Genomic DNA, 16,406 nt, shown 5'->3' on the forward strand with positions numbered 1-16,406 from the left:
GCTTCCGGGATACGGTCGCTCTTTCGACGAAGGGAGCGATCCGGGTGCGCGTGTACCTGCCTGCCACCACCACGGTCCTGCGGACCCTGGTGGACGAGGGTGCCCTGCCCGGACCGCACACCGTCTTCGCGGTGACACCTGAGCTCCGGCAGTTCTACGAGCTGAGCGACGCCGATGCCGACGTCGAGGAGCTGGAGTACGCGGCCCTGCTCGGGGCGGCTCGCGCCAGCCTGCGGCTGATCGACATCGATCCCACCGCGGCGCGCCGGCGGGTGGTCGTGGCCGCCGACGTCCCCGACGGCGGGGTGCAGCCGATCGACGACCCGGACACCGACCGGGGCGCGGCGCGCGTCGAGGCCGGCATCCGGGTGCAGGACGTCGCCAGCGCGCACATCGACGGCGCGGATGCCGAGGACGACGTCCGCGCGGCGGTGAACGTGGTGCTCGAGGCCGACCTGGGCAGCGAGGACGCGCAGTTCGTCGTCGACCAGGCCGAGGGTCACGAGCTGGCCTGGTACGCACGCCAGGAGATGGGTTCGGCGCTCGACCTGCTCTGACCCCCCGCCGGCCATGGTTCCGAAGGGGCGGGCATCTGTCGCCGGGCCACCTGCACGCGCTGTATCCCCGCGCCGGTGACCAGCCAGCCGCTCCCGGGGCGCTGGGGAAGCGGGGTCCGGGGGAGCCGGACGCCCAGCAGATCAGCGTCACCGGGGCCCGGGCACAGCAGGAGCCCGGTGCGGCTGCGCCGAAGGGCGGCCACCGGCCCCTGGTAGTGCGCCGACAGGGAACCGGCGTTCGCGGCGGCGACGAGGGCCACTCCTCCGTGGGTGCCGCCGGTGATCCGGGTGAGGGCCGGCATGTCCGCCGGGGCGCCGACGCCGTCGGCGACGACGACCCCGGGGCGGCCGTCGAGGCCGTCGAGCCACTCCGATGTGCCGGTCTCGTCCGCTGCGTCCAGCCGGACAGCCCCGGGAACCGGGTCCTGCGCGTCGGCGGCCGGTGTGCGCGGTCGGCCGAGGAGCAGCACGGCCGCGCCGAGGGCCGACAGATGCTGGGCGAAAGCCGTCAACGCCGAGGAGCGGCCGCTGCCAGCCGGCCCGGTCACCAGCAGCCCCCCGGTACGGAGCAGATCCACGGTGAGTGGCCGGCCCTCGTCGCCCCCTGGCCCGATGGGGAGGAGCAGCTCAGCGGGGTCTGCCAGGCGGGCGGAGACCGAGTCGTGCGCCGGGAGCGTCAGCCAGGGATCGGCGGGCAGTTGGACGATGCGCAGCGGCTCCCGGCGGGGGCGCCCGCCCGGTGCTGCGGGGGTCACCGCCCGGGGGAGCGCGAGCTGGCATTCCCGTCCCTCCTCGCCGACCAGCGCCCGGCCCGGGGACCGTTGTGCGGGGACGTCCCGGGCCGCGATGCCGGCCACCGCGTAGTCCGCGCGATCCGGGAGCGGGAGGACGAGTCGCTGACGTGCGACTGCGGCGAGGCGGCCGCCGGGCACGGCGCGGTCTGCGGTCGCGACGCAGGTGAGGCCGACGGCCGCGCCGTCACGCATCACCCTGAGGAGGTTCGCCGATCCACGACCCGGGTCGTTCTCGTCGAGCAGGGTGCTGATCGTCTCGACGCCGTCGACGAGGAGCAGGATCTTCGGGTTCCCGCCGTTGCCCGTCCCCGCTCGTCGGCTCGCGATCTCCTGGGCCAGCCGGTCGACGAGCCGGACTGTCCGGAGCGGGTCCTCGCCGCTCACCACCGTGCCGCTGTGGGGGAGCGGCGCGGCCTCGCCGGCCAGCATCCCGGCGCCGGCCTCCAGCACGTGGACGTGCAGCTCATCGGGACCGAACCGGCTCACGGCCTCGCCGAGCACGGTCCGCAGCAGTGTGGTCCGGCCACTCCGGGGTCCGCCGACCGCCAGCCAGGTGCCCCCGTCGTCGAGGTCCAGCCGCAGCACCTCCTGCGACTGCTGGTCGGGACGGTCGATCAGCCCGAGGGCGAGCAGCGCCCGCTCGGAGCAGGCCGGAGGAGTGCTCTCGTCGAGCGCGCCGGCGGGAATGTGGTCGGGGAGCGGCGGTCGCCACGGACGGTGCGGCGTCGGTACGCCGGTTTTCCGGCAGCGCTCGGTCAGGGCGCGGCAGAGGCGGGCGAGGTCGCTGTCGCCCGCGGCGGTGCGGCGCTCGGCGTGCGGCGTCTCGGAGAGCGGCCAGCTCCAGCGCCGGGCCGTGGGCGTGGTGCCGGCCGCCACCGGGGTGTGCCCGGCGACACGGGCCACCTGGAGCGCCGTAGGTGCGCCGCTGCCGGAGCGCAACCAGGCACGGCCGGGCACGTCGAGCGGCAGGTGTGCCGCCTGAGGGGTACCGAGGACGTCGCGGGACTCCGCCTCGTCGGTCGTGCGGAGGCAGATGCGGAGGCTGCAGTTGGCCCGGATCTCCGGCGAGACGACTCCGCTGGGCCGCTGGGTGGCCAGCACGAGGTGAACACCCAGGGAACGGCCCCGCTGGGCGATGGCCACCAGCCCCGGCACGAACTCCGGGAGTTCTTCCGACAGGCCGGCGAACTCGTCGACGACGATGACCAGCCGGGCCAGGTCGGCCGAGTCGGGAAGGCCCGCGATGTCGGCCACTCCGTGGGCGGCCAGGACCGCCTCGCGCCGGGTGAGCTCGGCTGCCAGCGAGCGCAGGGCGCGCGCGGTGGTCTGCCCGTCGAGGTCGGTCACCAGTCCGACGGTGTGCGGCAGCGCGGCGGCCTCGGCGAAGGCGGCGCCCCCCTTGTAGTCGACGAGGAGGAACGAGCAGCGGTCGGGCGGGTGGTTCAACGCCAGCCCGGCGATGAGGGTCTGCAGCAGTTCGGACTTCCCGGACCCGGTGGTGCCCGCGATCAGTGCGTGTGGCCCCTGGCGGCAGAGGTCGACCGTCAGCGGTCCGTGGGCGGTTCGCCCCAGCGGGGCCACGAGGCGGTCGCGGGCGCGGGACCAGGACACGGCGATCTGGTCCGTCTCGCCGGGCTGGTGCCCGGCACCGGCCACGTCGAGCAGACGGACCCGACGAGGGAGCGTGCTGTCGGTGGCCACCGGTGTGAGGGCGGCCAGGTCTCGGGCCAGATCAGCAGCCAGCCTGGCGGAGAGCCGGTCGACGGCCACCCCGCTGCGGTCGGGAAGGCCCTGCCGGCTCAGCACGCCGGTGTCGCCCGTCTCCCCGGACAGCCGCAGCACGGCGTCGACGTCGACCGTGAGCTCCTCCTGCGTGTCCGCCGAGGTGAGGACGACGACGCCGGCAGCACGAGCCGCGCGCAGAGTGGCGGAGGTCCGCGGATGCACGGGGCCGTCGACCACGACCACGAGCCACCCGGGCCGGGGATCCGCCTGCCCGGTGACCATCGCCCGTCGCCCGGCCACGAGCGCCGCCAGGCGTGCGTGGAGGCCGTCGTCGGTCGTGTGCTCCTCGACCGACGGTTCCGGGAGGAGGACGTGGACCGCGCCCGGATCCAGGTGGGGCAACCAACGGCTCCAGGCCCAGTCCGACAGCCGGTCCGCCGCCACCAGGAGGAGAAGGTCCACCTCCCCGGGGGCGTGCAGCGCGCAGATCTGGGCGACCACCGTGGAGAGCGAGCCCGCGGTCCGTTCCCGAGGACCGACGACCGCCAGCCCGCCGGTGGTGCGGAGGTCCACGACCACCGGCAGATGGGCTGCGGTCTCCCGCGTCCGCGCCCCCTCGCCGTCGATGCGGACCACCCGGGTGGTTCCCGGGCCACTGCCGATGCGGATGCCGAGTGCCTCCTGGTCGTCGCGCGTACGGCTCCACAGCAGCGAGGTGCGCCGTCGGGCGGCCACGGTCAGTGCCGCGAGGTCGGGGTATGCGGCCTCGGCGGCGCGGATGTCTGCACGGACGGCCTCGCTGAGTCGCGCCTCGGCGGCTCGGACCTCGAGGGCGTGTGCGGCCGCTTCCCGCCGGCCGCTGCGGCGTCCGGACCACCGCTCGGACAACCAGGTCGCGAGCGCCACCACGGGGCTCAGCAGGGCGAAGAACAGGAACGTGGGAGCGTTCAGCAGCCAGGCCATCGTCACGCCACCCACCGCAGGCAGAGCGACCGCGATCCAGGCCAGCCGCCGGCGGGGAGCGGAGGCCGGCGGCCGGGGGAACCGCACCTCGACCTCCGGCGCTGGTGCGCTCATCCGCGGAACGGGGCGCACTCGCCGCCGCCCGTCCGGTCCGGGGTCGAGAGTCGGCGGCGGCGCGACGGGTCCGGCGAGCACCACAGCGCTGGCGCCGAGCCGGAGGACCGCGCCGGCCGGCCACTCCCGCGGGTCCTCCGCGAGATCGGCACCGTCGAGCCGGCTCCCGTTGCTCGACCCCAGGTCGGTGACCGTGACGGAGCCGCCGCCGACGTGCACCCTCGCGTGCCGGCGGGACACGTCCGGGTCGTCGAGCCGCACCTGGGCATCGCTGCTGCGGCCGATGACGTGGTGCCCCTGGCCGAGCGGGAGGGAGCGTCCGGCATCGGGCCCACCGACGACGTGCAGCTCGAGTGCGCTCGGAGTGCGCCCCGCGTGCTGCCGTCGGACCGGCCGGCCCACGCCCAGGACCGCTCCGTGGTCGAGCACCGACGCGGTGAGGGGAGTGTCGTCGGCCAGGCGCGTGGATCCGGCCCACAGGCCGTCGACCGGCCCTCCGACGACGTCGGTCATCGCCGGGAGCACCTCGCACAGCCGGTGGTGGCGCGCCGCGGTGACCTCGACGTCGAGCGTGCCCCGGTCGCCGGCCAGCGTCCAGCAGCGGGCGGCAGGTACACCGGGGGCATCGCCGGTCGGGAAGTCGGTCACGGTCGCGATCTTGTCCGCTGCCGGCCACCCGCCGGGACGGTCGCGGCGAATCTGTGGACAGCGACGGGCCTGTGGACAGCGGGGGAGGTGTCGGCGCCGGACGCCCTAGCGTTCGCCGCCACCGGGATGGACCCGGACCGAGGAGGAACCGTGAAGGTCGACATCGCCACCCTGCAGTCCATGGCGGGCCAGTGCCGCGCCGAGGCCGCCGACACCGCCGGCCGGCACGCCACCCTGTCCAGCAGCATCAACACCTCGGTGCTCGACGGGTGGACCGACAGCCAGGCGGCCGTCCAGTTCAGCCAGCTCTACGAGCAGTGGCGGATGTCGGCTCAGGGCGTCAGCGACGCCCTGACCGGCATGGGCGCACTGCTCACCAACGTCGCCTCCTCCTACCAGCAGCACGAGGCCGACATGGCCGCGCGCATCGGCGCGATGCTCTGAGTCCTCGGCACAGCGACGCCGTGGGTGGCGTCCGGCCGCCCACGGGTCGCCGCCGGACGCAGCTCCGGCTCAGGAGGCGGCACGGGAGGCGGCACGGAGGCGGCGCGGAGAGCCGTCCGTAAGATCACCACCCGTCCAGGCGGTCCCCGGTGCGCCGTCGTGGGTTGCCGGCCGCCCGCGGGTGGGCCGGCGGCTCCCGCGCCCGGTGTCCGGCTCAGTCGTCCACATCGGGAGCCAGCAGATGCAGTTCGGTCGGTACTACGAGGAGTTCGAGGTCGGGGCCGTCTACAAGCACTGGCCCGGGAAGACCGTCACCGAGTACGACGACCACCTGTTCTGCCTGCTCACGATGAACCACCACCCGCTGCATATGGACGTGAACTACGCGGAGAAGACCACCGACTTCGGCAAGAACGTCGTCGTCGGCAACTACATCTACTCGCTGCTGCTCGGCATGAGCGTCCCGGACGTGTCCGGCAAGGCCATCGCCAACCTGGAGATCGAGTCGCTGCGGCACGTGGCACCCACGTTCCACGGCGACACGATCTACGGCGAGACGACGGTCCTCGACAAGACCCCGTCGAAGTCGAAGGACGACCGGGGCGTCGTGTACGTCGAGACGATCGGCTACAAGCAGGACGGCACCGTCGTCTGCATCTTCCGCCGCAAGGTCATGGTGCCCAAGCAGTCCTACGGCAAGGCCCGCGGCGGAGAACAGCCCGGTCGTCCGGAGCCCACCCCGCGCTGAGGCTCCTGCCGGCGCGGTCCGGGCGGCGGCGTCAGTGGTGGAGGACTCCCCACGCGCGGAGGGTCTCCACCAGCCGCGGGGTGCACGGCAACCGGTCCAGGGCGGCGGGGTCGGCGAGCACGACATCGATCGCGTCGTCGCCGGCCACCGGCTGCTGGTCCGGCGGATCGAGCGTGCAGGCCAGGTCGACCACGTCGTACACGACGGTGCCGGCGGGGATGCGGACCTGCCCGACCACGTCCCCGACGGCGACCCTCAGGCCGGTCTCCTCGAGCACCTCCCGGCGGACCGCCTGCGCGAGGGTCTCGCCTTCCTCGACCCGCCCACCGGGCAGCGACCACAGCCCGGCGTGCGGATCGTGGCCACGCCGGATCAGCAGCAGCCGGCCGTCGGCATCCAGGACGACGGCGCCGACGCACGCCACGACCGGCGGCCCGTCGTCCACGGGTCCGGGGGTGGCGGGTCGTTCGGGCGGCACGGACGGCACGCTACCCAGGGGACCTACCGGTGGCCGTCCCGGCGGTGGCGTCGCGCCCCGCTTGACGATTACCGGATGTCCCAGGACGGTGATGCCCGATGAGCGTCTCGCCGGTCTGCCCCCGATGCGGCGAAACACTCGTCGTCCGGCCCGGCTCGGCCGCGCAGGCGTGGTGCCACGTGCACGGCGCGGTCACGCCGCTGCACCACACCGTCCTCGTGGCCCACGACGCGATCTCCGCAGTGACCGCGGATGCCCGCGTGCCCGCCTGGGTTCCCGATCCCATGCCGGCCGGGTGGTCGGTCACCGGCATGGCCTGGGGCGGCGAGCCCGGCGCCCGGGCGATCGTCGTCGACTGCGCCGGCCCGGCGCCGCTCGGCGGCTCCGCCGAGCTGGTCCTGGTCGCCGAGGAACCGGGCACCGGGGTCGGCTGCGGGTACGCCGGCCTGCCCGGACTCGACCCCGGCGACGTGATCGAGGGGCCCTCGTCGGTCGACGTCAAGGCGGCCGGACAGCACGCTCCGCTGTGGGCCGTCCCGACGGCCGACGACCGCGCGGCCTTCGTGGGCGAGGCCTACGGCGTCTGGTTGTGGCTGGTCATGTGGCCGATGAACGCCGCCTGGCTGCTCGCCGAGCAGCTGGAGCTCATCGACCTGCGCGATCGCATCTACCCCGACCTGCCGTTGGGCCCGCCGAGCGAGCACCTGATCCCCGGGCGCTGAGCGGAACCCGACCGGTCGCTTTCCTGACCGGCGCGTCGCCGGTGTGACGCCTGGGCTCTCTGTTACCCATGGGACGAAGCCGTCCGCCCCAGGGGGTGGACCCTGTACCCGCAGGCTCGCACCCACCGGAGCCTGCCCGCACGAGCGCACCCGTGGAGGTGGCGGTGAACCTCAAGAAGGTCGTCACCTGGTTGGTCGTGGCATTCGTCGTCTTCTACGTCATCCAGGCCCCCGAGCACTCCGCCGAGCTGGTGCGCAGCGCCGGGGAGGCGCTCGGCGACGCAGCGTCCTCGCTCGCCCAGTTCGTCGGCTCGCTGGTCTAGTCCGCTGACCGCATGACCGGACCCGCGCCCCTGGAGCTCCCTCCCCGGGCCAGCAAGGACGTCGAGAAGTACCTGCTGCCCGACGAGACGGCGGTGGTCGCGACCCGCCGGCACTGGGCGGTGCTCATCGAGCCGACGGCCAAGTTCCTGCCGTTCTTCGTCGCCGGGGGCTGGCTGCTCCTGTTCGACCCCGACAACCGGGTCACCAGCTCGGCCGGGCTCCTGGTGATCCTCGGCTCGCTCGTCTACTACGGCCTGCGGGTCGGCGAGTGGTGGATGCGGCACTTCATCGTCAGCACCCGTCGCGTCCTGCTGACCTCGGGTGTCATCGTGCGCACGGTGACCCTCCTGCCGCTGCGGCGGATCACCGACCTCACCTGGAAGGAGACACTCCTCGGCCAGGTGCTCGGGTACGGCACCTTCCGGTTCGAGTCCGCCGGGCAGCAGCAGGCGCTGTCGGAGATCACCTTCCTGCCGGGCGCCGACGTCCTCTATCGCCGGGTCAGCGCACTCCTCTTCAGCAGCGACTGGGGCGGCGGGGGCGGAGCCGCCTCCAGCGGTGACGACGAGGGCAACCCGGAGCCGCCGCCTCCGCGGCCACCCGCAGGCGACGGCGGACGGCGGGACACCGAGCCCATCCCGCGCCTCCCGTGATCCTGGGGCAGGCTGGGCCGTGATGCGGATCGACCTGCACACCCACTCCTCGGTTTCCGACGGCACCGAGAGCCCCGCCGACCTGCTCGCCGGCGCCTGCGCTGCCGGCCTCGACGCGGTCGCCCTGACCGACCACGACACGACGGCCGGCTGGTCGGTGGCCGAGGCCACGCGCCCCGCCGGCCTCACCGTCGTGCCCGGCATGGAGATGTCCTGCCGGTGGTTCCCCGGCGACCAGCCGCCGATCAGCGTCCACCTGCTTGCCTACCTGTTCGACCCGAACCATCCCGGCTTCGCCGCCGAGCGGGCCCGGCTGCGCGACGAGCGGCTCGAGCGCGGGGAGCGCATCGTGGCCGCGCTCGCCACGGCCGGGTACCCGGTGTCGTGGGAGCGGATCGTCGAGCGGTCCGACGGCGGCGTGGTCGGGCGCCCGCACATCGCCCGCGCCCTGGTGGAGGCGGGCGCGGCGGACTCGGTCGACCACGCATTCGCGACCCTGCTGCACCACCGCAGCCCCTACTACGTCACGAAGGCCGACACCGAGGTCCGCGAGGGCATCGCCCTGGTGCGCGCGGCCGGCGGGGTCCCGGTCTTCGCCCACGGCCTGGCCACCAAGCGGGGGCGGATCGTCGGGGACGACGCGATCGCCACGATGGTCGATGCCGGGCTGCTGGGGCTCGAGGTGGACCATCCCGACCACTCGCCCGACGAGCGGGCCCACCTGCGCGGCCTCGCCGGCGACCTCGGGCTGATCATCACCGGCTCCAGCGACTACCACGGCACCAACAAGGTCACCCCGATCGCGGCCTGCACGACCGACCCCGACCAGTTCGAGGCGATCCTGACGGCCGGCACCGGCAGCACGCCGTTCCGCGACTGAGCCGGGACCGTCGGACCCGCTCGTTACCGTGAGCGCCATGGGGACGAGCGCGCAGATGGAGATGCCGGGCATGCCGCGCCGGCTGTTCTCCGCGACCCCCAGCAAGCTCGCGTCCTTCGCCGACTGCCCCCGCCGCTACCGGTACGCCTACGTCGACCGGCCGACCCCGCCCAAGGGGCCGGCGTGGGCGCACAACACGGTCGGTGCGGCCGTGCACGCCGCGCTCCGCTCGTGGTGGGACCTCCCGGTGCAGAAGCGGACGACAGGGGCGGCGCGGCAGCTGTTGTACGCGGCGTGGTCGCAGAACGGGTTCCGGGACGCCGAGCAGGCCGACCGGTGGCGCGCGCGGGCCGCGGGCTGGATGACCGACTACGTGCCGACGCTGGACCCGACCGACGAGCCCGTGGGCAACGAGCGCACGGTCGGTGCCACCACCGGGCGGCTGGCGCTGTCCGGCCGGGTCGACCGCATCGACCAGCGCGGCGACGAACTGGTCATCGTCGACTACAAGACGGGGCGGGTGCCCTCCACCGACGACGAGGCCCGGGGGTCACCGGCACTGGCGGCCTACGTGCTCGGGGTGCGTCGCACGCTGCGGCGGCCGTGCAACCGGGTGGAGCTGCACCACCTGCCCAGCGGCACGGTGGCCGCCTTCGAGCACACCGAGCGGTCGTTGGCCAACCACGTCCGGCGCGCGGAGGACATCGCCGTCGACATCACCGCGGCGACCGAGCAGATGGCGGCCGGCGAGGATCCGGACGCCGCCTTCCCGACGGTCCCGGGCCAGCAATGCAGCTGGTGCGACTTCCGGCCCAGCTGCCCGACCGGGCAGGCGGCCGTCCCGCCGCGCGAGACGTGGAGCTTCCTCGCCGAGGACGAGAAGGGCACCTGAGGGAACGGCCGCGCTGCAGGAGTCCGCGCCGAGCGTGCGAGGTGCGGGGGCAGCAGGGTCCTCTTTCAGGCGGCCGGCACCTCCGTCACCCGTTCCCAGCCGGCCCGCGCGATCGGTGACCAGCGCGTCCGCTCCGGCACCGCCACCAGGGCGGTCCGCAGTGCCCGAAGCGCCGCCGTCGCCGCCGTGTCCGTGAGCCCGAGGCCGGGCAGCGAGTACATCCGCCGCGCCCACGGCGGCAGGGTCGCGAAGCCCAGTGAGGCCAGCGTCACCCACGCCGGACGGGCCGGGGTGAGCAGCTGCACCCAGCCCTTCATCGGTGGCAGGAAGAGGTCGCGCACCCCCTCCAGCGCGGCCGGCGTGACCGCCAGTGAGGGGCGGGTGTCCTCCAGGTAGGCGTCCAGCTCGGCCACCGACCGCGGCACCGTCTCCAGCGGCACGCCGACCAGGTGCGCGAACGCCACCTGCTCGGTCACGTACCGGTCGGCGTCGTCGTCGGTCAGGGGCACACCCGCCCGGCGCGCCGTCGACAGGAGGGAGTCGACCGCCGTGGCGTGCACCCAGAGCAGCAGGTCGGGGTCGTCGACCCGGTACGCCCGGCCGGTCCTCTCCTCCACACCGGACAGCTGACGGTGGTAGCCCCGGACGCGGGCCGCCATCCGCCGGGCCTCGGTGCGCGAGCCGAAGGTGACCGTCTCCATGTACTCGCCGGTGCGGGTCATCCGCATCCACCAGTCGTCCTTGAAGCCGGTGGAATTGCGCGCCACGCCGTCCATCGCCACCGGGTGCAGCGCCTGCAGCATGAGGGCCCGCAGGCCGCCCACGTGGTACGAGGGATCGCCGTGGATCCGCCAGGTGATGCTGTCCGGGCCGAAGAAGCCCAGCCGGTCCTCCTCGGCCGTCCAGTCGTCCGGCGAGGGCAGCGGGGCCAGCCGGCTCATGACCGCACCGCGGCGCCGGCCCAGAAGTCGAGCAGCACCTCCAGCGTCCGCACCGGGTTCTCGACGGCGGGGGAGTGGATGGAGTTGAGGATGACCTCGTGGCGCGCGCCCAGCCGCTGCGCCATGTCGGCCTGCACGTGCGGCAGCCAGGCGTCGTCGGCCTCGCCGTGGGCCACGAGCAGCGGCACTCCGACCGCGGCCAGCTCGGGCACCCGGTCCGGCTCCTCGAGCATCGCATCGGCCATCCCGCGCAGCCCCGCCTCGGAGTTGCGCAGGAACCGGCGGGAGTAGAAGTCCCGCGTCGGCGCCGGCACCGCCTGCGCCCGCGGATCGGTCATGGCGACCTGCTCGAGCGTCTCGTGCACCAGCCGCACGCCGCCGGCGTCCAGCAGCGGGCCGAGATGGTCCAGCAGCTCCGCCCGCCGGCCGCCCAGCTTCGAGGGCCCCGAGCCGAGCAGGGTGAAGGAGGTGAAGAGCGTCGGCTCGGCCAGCACCGCGGCCCGCGTCACCAGGCCGCCGAAGCTGTGCCCGAGCAGGTGCAGCGGCTCGCCGGACTCCTCGCGCAGGACCCGGGCGACGGCGAGGACGTCGCGCCCGAGTTCCTCGACGGAGTAGGCGGCCGGGTCGTCGGGGCCGGGCGACTCGTACTGCCCGCGCTGGTCGAGCGCGACCACCCGGTAGCCGGCCCCGGCCAGGGGGGCCAGCAGCGGCGCGAAGTCCTCCTTGCTGCCGGTGTAGCCCGGGACCAGCAACGCGGTGCCGCGGACAGCCTCGCCACCGGTGTCCAGCGCGGTCAACGGGCCTGCGCGACCCGGGAAGGTCCGGTGCGCAGCCTCGTGGACGGCGAGCTGCCGCAGATCGTCGGGGGCGATGGCGAGGGGCACGGTGAACTCTGCGCCGCCGGGCAGGACCATGGCCCCCAGTGAACCCCGCTGCGGCCGGGCGTGCAGCAGCGGGTCAGCGGTAGCCGACGACGCCGTCGTCCGACCGGAGGACGACGGCCGGGCCGATCGCCGATGCCGTTCCTCCGGGGGGCAGATCGGCGATCGCGGAGCGGGACAGCTCGGCGCCCGTGGCCACGTCCCGGAACGAGAACCCGTCCCGGTCCGGCAGCACGAGCGAGCCCGGCCGGGCGGCGTCCTTGGCGTCCGCCGGCACGGGCAGTCCGACCGCGGGGGCCTCCCACAGGACCGCGCCCGACGAGGTGTCCCGCACGGTCACCGTGTCGTCGACCCGCACCAGCGAGACCGGGCCGACGGTCACCTGCTCGACGTCCGTCGTGCCCGCTGGCACCGGCAGCCGCGCCAGCTCCGCGCCGTCCGGGCCGCTCAGCATCCGGACCTCGTCACCGACGAGCACCGTCACCGCCCCGTCGGCGCCCAGGAGCCGGACGGCGTCGTCCTCGGCCGCAGGCAGGGCGCGGTTCCAGTGCTCCGAGCCGGCGAAGCCGTCGAGGAGGCGCACCTGCACGTCGGAACTGCTTTCGCAGCGCTGCAGCACGACGACGCCGGTGCTCCCGGTGTCCGCGTCGACGAACCGGCAATCCTCCGGGGCGGCCTGGCGCCAGCGGATGCCGCTGCCGGTCGGGTCGAGCGTGAGGACCCCGGTGGGGTTGACCGCCAGCACGATGGCGCTGGTCGAGTCCAGGACGGCGTCCCCGGCGAGGTCGAGGCTCCGGGTCCATTCCCGCACGCCGGTGCCCGCGTCCAGGGCGACGGCCTCGTCGCAGCGGTCCGCGGTGGCGAACACGGCCACGGCCACGCCGTCGGTGACGGTCAGGCCGCACATCCGGGCGTTGGACCGCGTGTAGTGCCACGCCTCCTCGCCGGTGAGCGGGTCCAGCGCACGGATCCCGTGCTCGGATCCGACGACGACCCGGCCCTCGGACACGATCCTCTCAGGCAATGGGTTGCCGTCGGCCGACCACGCCTCGGAGACGGCACCGGCCGGCGTCCCGGAGGGGACGTCGGCCGGCGGCGCGGTGGTGCTCTCCGTGGCGGCCGCGTCCGAGCCCCGCCACAGCAGGGCGGCGATCAGGACCAGTGCCACGGTGCCCGCCGTCCACACCCACACCCGCAACGGCGGCCGGCGGAACGGAGGCATCACGTTCAGGCGGCGGACTCGGAGCCGCCGCCGCCGCGGTTGGCGCCGCCGCGGCGACGACGGCGGCGCGGCTTGCTCGCGGCGCCCTCGGTGGGCGTGGACTCCGGTGACGCGGCAGGGCTCGACTCGCCCTCGGCCGCGGGCGCGCCGGTGCGGCGGGTGCGGCGACGGGGGCGGCTCTTGCCCTCGCCCTGCTCGCCGTCGGCCGACCGGCCCGGACGCTCGCCCTGACGGCCGCCGGAGGGACCGCGCTGGCCGGCCCGCCCACCTGAATCCCCGCGGCCGCCGGAGGTCGGCCGGTTGCGCTTGCCGGTCTCGCCGAGGTCCTCGAGGGTCTCGGCGTCCAGTCCCTCGCGGGTGCGCTGCGAGCGGGGCAGCCGGCCCTTCGCGCCCTCGGGCACGTCCAGGTCGGTGTAGACCCAGGGGGAGGTGGAGTAGGTCTCCGGCGGGTCGGCGAAGTCGAGGTCGAGCGCCTTGTTGATCAGCTGCCAGCGGGGGATGTCGTCCCAGTCGACCAGCGTGACCGCGACACCGGTGCTGCCGGCCCGGCCGGTGCGGCCGATCCGGTGCACGTAGGTCTTCTCGTCCTCGGGGCACTGGTAGTTCACGACGTGGCTGACGCCGGTCACGTCGATGCCGCGGGCGGCGACGTCGGTGGCCACCAGCACGTCGACCTTGCCGCTGCGGAAGGCGCGCAGCGCCTGCTCGCGGGCGCCCTGGCCGAGGTCGCCGTGCACGGCGGCGGCGGCGAACCCGCGGTCGACCAGCTCGTCGGCGACCTTCTGCGCGGTGCGCTTGGTGCGGCAGAAGACCATGACCAGGCCGCGGTCCCGCGACTGCAGCACGCGGGAGAGCAGCTCGGGCTTGTCGAGGTTGTGCGCCCGGTAGATGAACTGGGTGGTCTGCGGGACCGTCGAGCCCTCGTCGTTGCCGTGCGCCCGGATGTGCGTGGGCTGGGTCATGAACGAGCGGGACAGGGTCACGATCGGGCCGGGCATCGTCGCGGAGAACAGCATCGTCTGCCGCTTGTCCGGAACCATCGCGAGGATCCGCTCGATGTCGGGCAGGAAGCCCAGGTCGAGCATCTCGTCGGCCTCGTCGAGGACGAGCACCTTCACCTTGCCCAGGATCAGGTCGCCCCGCTGGGCCAGGTCGAGCAGCCGGCCGGGCGTGCCGACGACGATCTCGACACCCTTCTGCAGCGACTCGACCTGCGGCTCGAACGCGCGCCCGCCGTAGATGGCCTGCACCCGGATGCCGCGCTTGGCGCCGGCGGCGCCGAGGTCGCGGGCGACCTGCACGCACAGCTCACGGGTGGGGACGACGACCAGCGCCTGCGGGACGCCGTCACCGCCCTCGGCCGGCGGGCTGATGCGCTGCAGCATCGGGACGCCGAAGCCGAGGGTCTTGCCGGTGCCGGTGCGCGCCTGGCCGATCAGGTCGTTGCCGGCCAGCGCCAGGGGGAGAGTCAGCTCCTGGATGGCGAAGGTGCGGGTGATCCCGACCTCGGTCAGCGCGGCGACGATGTCGGGGTGCACGTCGAAGTCGCTGAACAGCGGGCTGTCGCCGGCGACGGGGGCGCCGCCGAGCTCTTCGACCTGCGACTCGAGCTCCTCGGGGGCGGGCGCGCCGGTCTCGGCGTGCTCGAGGGCGACCGCTTCGGTGGCCACGGGGGTTTCGGGCGTGGGGGTGTTCTCGATGGAGGTCAGTGCTCTCGCCTCTGGTCTGCCGGGGGAGAGGTTCCGTCGCGCTCGTCGCGGCGGTCCTGTCCCGGTGGGTTGTCGCGGGATCAGTTCCAGCGCCAACGCAGCCAGCAGAACCGGGCGTTCCGGAGATCAGGCCCGGGAGACAGCCCGAGAGGGCGTCGTCCAGCGGTCGTCAGCGCACAGATACACAGCGCACCCGGAGGTGCACCGATTCCCATGGTAGCGCGGCCACCGGTTAGCCTCTGCGCGCCGCGCTGTCCCAGGTGACCTGCGCCACCTGTTCCGACCGGCGGCCCCTCGTGGATTCCAGGAGATGTGTGTGACGACCTCGGTCGACAGCAGTGCCGTCGTGGACCTGCTGGGCGCGCTCGCCTACGCCGAGCTCACCGCCTTCGACCGGCTGGCCGAGGACGCCCGGCTCGCGCCCACGCTCACCGGGCGGGCCGCGCTGGCGAGGATGGCGGCGGCCGAGATCGGGCACCACTGCCGGCTGGTGGAACGGCTGGAGCAGTTGGGTGCCGACCCGTCGCAGGCCATGGCGTCGTTCGTCCCTGCCCTCGACGCGTTCCACGAGAGCACCCGGCCCAGCACCTGGTTGGAGGGGCTGGTCAAGGCCTACGTCGGCGACGGGCTGGCCAGCGACTTCTACCGCGAGATCGCCGCCTTCCTGCCCGACCCGGACCGCGAGCTGGTGCTGGAGGTCCTCGCCGACACCGGCCACGCCGACTTCGCCGTCCGCGAGGTGCGCGCGGCCATCAAGGCCGACCGCAAGGTTTCCGGCCGGCTGTCCCTCTGGGGACGGCGGCTCGTGGGTGAGGCGATGAGCCAGTCGCAGGCGGTCATCGCCGAGCACGACGGGCTGGCCGAGCTGATCATCGCCGGCACGGGTGACATCTCCGGCGTCGCGCGGCTGATCGAGCGCATCACCAGCGCCCACACCCAGCGGATGAAGGCACTGGGGCTCAACCCGTGAAGGACCCCGATGCCCCCCACGCCTCGCACGCTCGGCGCGGGCCCCTGCACCGGGGCCGTCGGGCGCCGCACCTAGTCGTCGTCGGGGCCGGAACGGGCATCTCCCAGGCCACCGGCCGCCGGCTCGGCGCCGACGGCTACGCCGTCGGGCTGGTCGCCCGCAGGGAGGGTCCGCTGGCCGAGATCGGCAGCGCGCTGCGCGAGGACGGCGTCCGGACGGAGTGGGCGACGGCGGACGCCGGGGACCCACGATCGCTGACCGCGGCCGTCGAGTCGCTCACGGCGGCCCTCGGGCCGGTCGGTGTCCTGCTCTACAACGTGTCCGTGGGCCGGGCGGCCGCCGTGCCCGATCTGGCGCCGGAGGACCTGCTGGGTGATCTGGCGGCGGGGGCGGTGGGCCTGCAGACGGCGGTCCGCGCCGTCCTGCCCGGGATGCGGGAGCGCGGAACGGGCACCGTCCTGGTCACCGGCGGCGGGTCGGCGGACCGGCCCATCCCCTCGATGGCGAGCCTGGGCGTCCAGAAGGCGGCGCTGCGTGCTCTGGTGGACGTGCAGGCCAAGGCGCTGGCGCCCGAGGGCATCCACGTGGCCACGGTGACGGTCCGCGGGCTGGTCGGGGAGGACGAGCAGATCCACCCCGACCGGGTGGCCGCTGTCTACGCCGAACTGGTGGCCGAGACCGCAGGCCCGCAGGAGACCTGGCGGACCGTCGTCGAGTTGAAGGCCCACTGACGAGAACGGG

16 protein-coding genes are annotated in these 16,406 nt (G+C 74.4%); 10 read left to right on the forward strand and 6 right to left on the reverse strand.

All coding sequences use genetic code 11. From position 1 onward, the window contains the following. The first annotated feature begins 44 nt into the window (after positions 1-44). Positions 45-557, forward strand: a complete 513-nt coding sequence (locus FHU33_RS04610) for a DUF6912 family protein (RefSeq protein WP_142024296.1) — start codon at positions 45-47, stop codon at positions 555-557. Here FHU33_RS04610 and FHU33_RS04615 read toward each other — a convergent pair. Then, on the reverse strand, positions 500-4,801 hold the full coding sequence (locus FHU33_RS04615) for a type VII secretion EssC family protein (protein ID WP_142024297.1): 4,302 nt from the start codon (positions 4,799-4,801) through the stop codon (positions 500-502). The two genes, FHU33_RS04610 and FHU33_RS04615, sit on opposite strands and share 58 nt — an antisense overlap. A gap of 150 nt (positions 4,802-4,951) precedes the next feature. On the opposite strand from FHU33_RS04615, the gene FHU33_RS04620 reads away from it, so the two are divergent. Then, positions 4,952-5,245 carry a WXG100 family type VII secretion target gene (locus FHU33_RS04620; protein WP_142024298.1) on the forward strand — a complete coding sequence of 98 codons (294 nt, stop codon included), beginning with the start codon at positions 4,952-4,954 and terminating at the stop codon, positions 5,243-5,245. Positions 5,246-5,486: 241 nt separating this feature from the next. Beyond that, a complete protein-coding gene (locus FHU33_RS04625) occupies positions 5,487-5,993 on the forward strand; it encodes a MaoC family dehydratase (protein WP_142024299.1) in 507 nt (168 codons plus the stop codon). A gap of 31 nt (positions 5,994-6,024) precedes the next feature. Here the strand turns inward: FHU33_RS04625 and FHU33_RS04630 are convergent, their stop codons facing one another. After that, positions 6,025-6,471, reverse strand: coding sequence for an NUDIX hydrolase (locus FHU33_RS04630; protein ID WP_246063265.1), 447 nt, complete (start codon positions 6,469-6,471; stop codon positions 6,025-6,027). A 98-nt stretch (positions 6,472-6,569) separates the two neighbouring features. On the opposite strand from FHU33_RS04630, the gene FHU33_RS04635 reads away from it, so the two are divergent. From FHU33_RS04635 to FHU33_RS04650, 5 genes are all read left to right on the forward strand, one after another. After that, positions 6,570-7,193: a DUF6758 family protein gene (locus tag FHU33_RS04635; protein ID WP_142024300.1), complete on the forward strand. Its 624-nt coding sequence runs from the start codon at positions 6,570-6,572 to the stop codon at positions 7,191-7,193. A 164-nt stretch (positions 7,194-7,357) separates the two neighbouring features. Further along, on the forward strand, positions 7,358-7,516 hold the full coding sequence (locus FHU33_RS24805; RefSeq protein ID WP_170182319.1) for a hypothetical protein: 159 nt from the start codon (positions 7,358-7,360) through the stop codon (positions 7,514-7,516). A gap of 12 nt (positions 7,517-7,528) precedes the next feature. After that, on the forward strand, positions 7,529-8,170 hold the full coding sequence (locus FHU33_RS04640; RefSeq protein ID WP_142024301.1) for a PH domain-containing protein: 642 nt from the start codon (positions 7,529-7,531) through the stop codon (positions 8,168-8,170). Between the two features lie 22 nt (positions 8,171-8,192). Beyond that, positions 8,193-9,050 carry a PHP domain-containing protein gene (locus FHU33_RS04645; protein ID WP_142024302.1) on the forward strand — a complete coding sequence of 286 codons (858 nt, stop codon included), beginning with the start codon at positions 8,193-8,195 and terminating at the stop codon, positions 9,048-9,050. 37 nt (positions 9,051-9,087) lie between these two features. Continuing rightward, positions 9,088-9,942: a RecB family exonuclease gene (locus tag FHU33_RS04650; protein WP_142024303.1), complete on the forward strand. Its 855-nt coding sequence runs from the start codon at positions 9,088-9,090 to the stop codon at positions 9,940-9,942. 65 nt (positions 9,943-10,007) lie between these two features. Here FHU33_RS04650 and FHU33_RS04655 read toward each other — a convergent pair whose 3' ends face one another. Genes FHU33_RS04655 through FHU33_RS04670 form a run of 4 tightly spaced genes read right to left on the reverse strand, consistent with a single transcriptional unit; the run spans position 10,008 to position 14,656 of the window. Next, entirely contained in the window at positions 10,008-10,883 is an 876-nt protein-coding gene (locus FHU33_RS04655; RefSeq protein ID WP_246063266.1) for an oxygenase MpaB family protein, read from the reverse strand. Further along, positions 10,880-11,797, reverse strand: coding sequence for an alpha/beta fold hydrolase (locus tag FHU33_RS04660; protein WP_142024304.1), 918 nt, complete (start codon positions 11,795-11,797; stop codon positions 10,880-10,882). Before FHU33_RS04660 ends, FHU33_RS04655 begins: the two co-directional genes overlap by 4 nt. A gap of 43 nt (positions 11,798-11,840) precedes the next feature. After that, complete coding sequence (locus FHU33_RS04665) at positions 11,841-12,986, reverse strand: outer membrane protein assembly factor BamB family protein (RefSeq protein ID WP_142024305.1); 1,146 nt, start codon at positions 12,984-12,986, stop codon at positions 11,841-11,843. 5 nt (positions 12,987-12,991) lie between these two features. Beyond that, positions 12,992-14,656, reverse strand: a complete 1,665-nt coding sequence (locus FHU33_RS04670; RefSeq protein WP_246063267.1) for a DEAD/DEAH box helicase — start codon at positions 14,654-14,656, stop codon at positions 12,992-12,994. Positions 14,657-15,011: 355 nt separating this feature from the next. Here FHU33_RS04670 and FHU33_RS04675 point away from each other — a divergent pair, with 355 nt between their 5' ends. Next, the gene (locus tag FHU33_RS04675) at positions 15,012-15,665 is read left to right on the forward strand and encodes a ferritin-like fold-containing protein (RefSeq protein ID WP_246063268.1); all 654 of its coding nucleotides are present in this window, start codon (positions 15,012-15,014) and stop codon (positions 15,663-15,665) included. Then, on the forward strand, positions 15,662-16,396 hold the full coding sequence (locus tag FHU33_RS04680; protein WP_142024307.1) for an SDR family NAD(P)-dependent oxidoreductase: 735 nt from the start codon (positions 15,662-15,664) through the stop codon (positions 16,394-16,396). Before FHU33_RS04675 ends, FHU33_RS04680 begins: the two co-directional genes overlap by 4 nt. Positions 16,397-16,406: the final 10 nt, after the last annotated feature.

Source organism: Blastococcus colisei (assembly GCF_006717095.1).
Taxonomy (GTDB): Bacteria; Actinomycetota; Actinomycetes; order Mycobacteriales; family Geodermatophilaceae; genus Blastococcus_B; species Blastococcus_B colisei.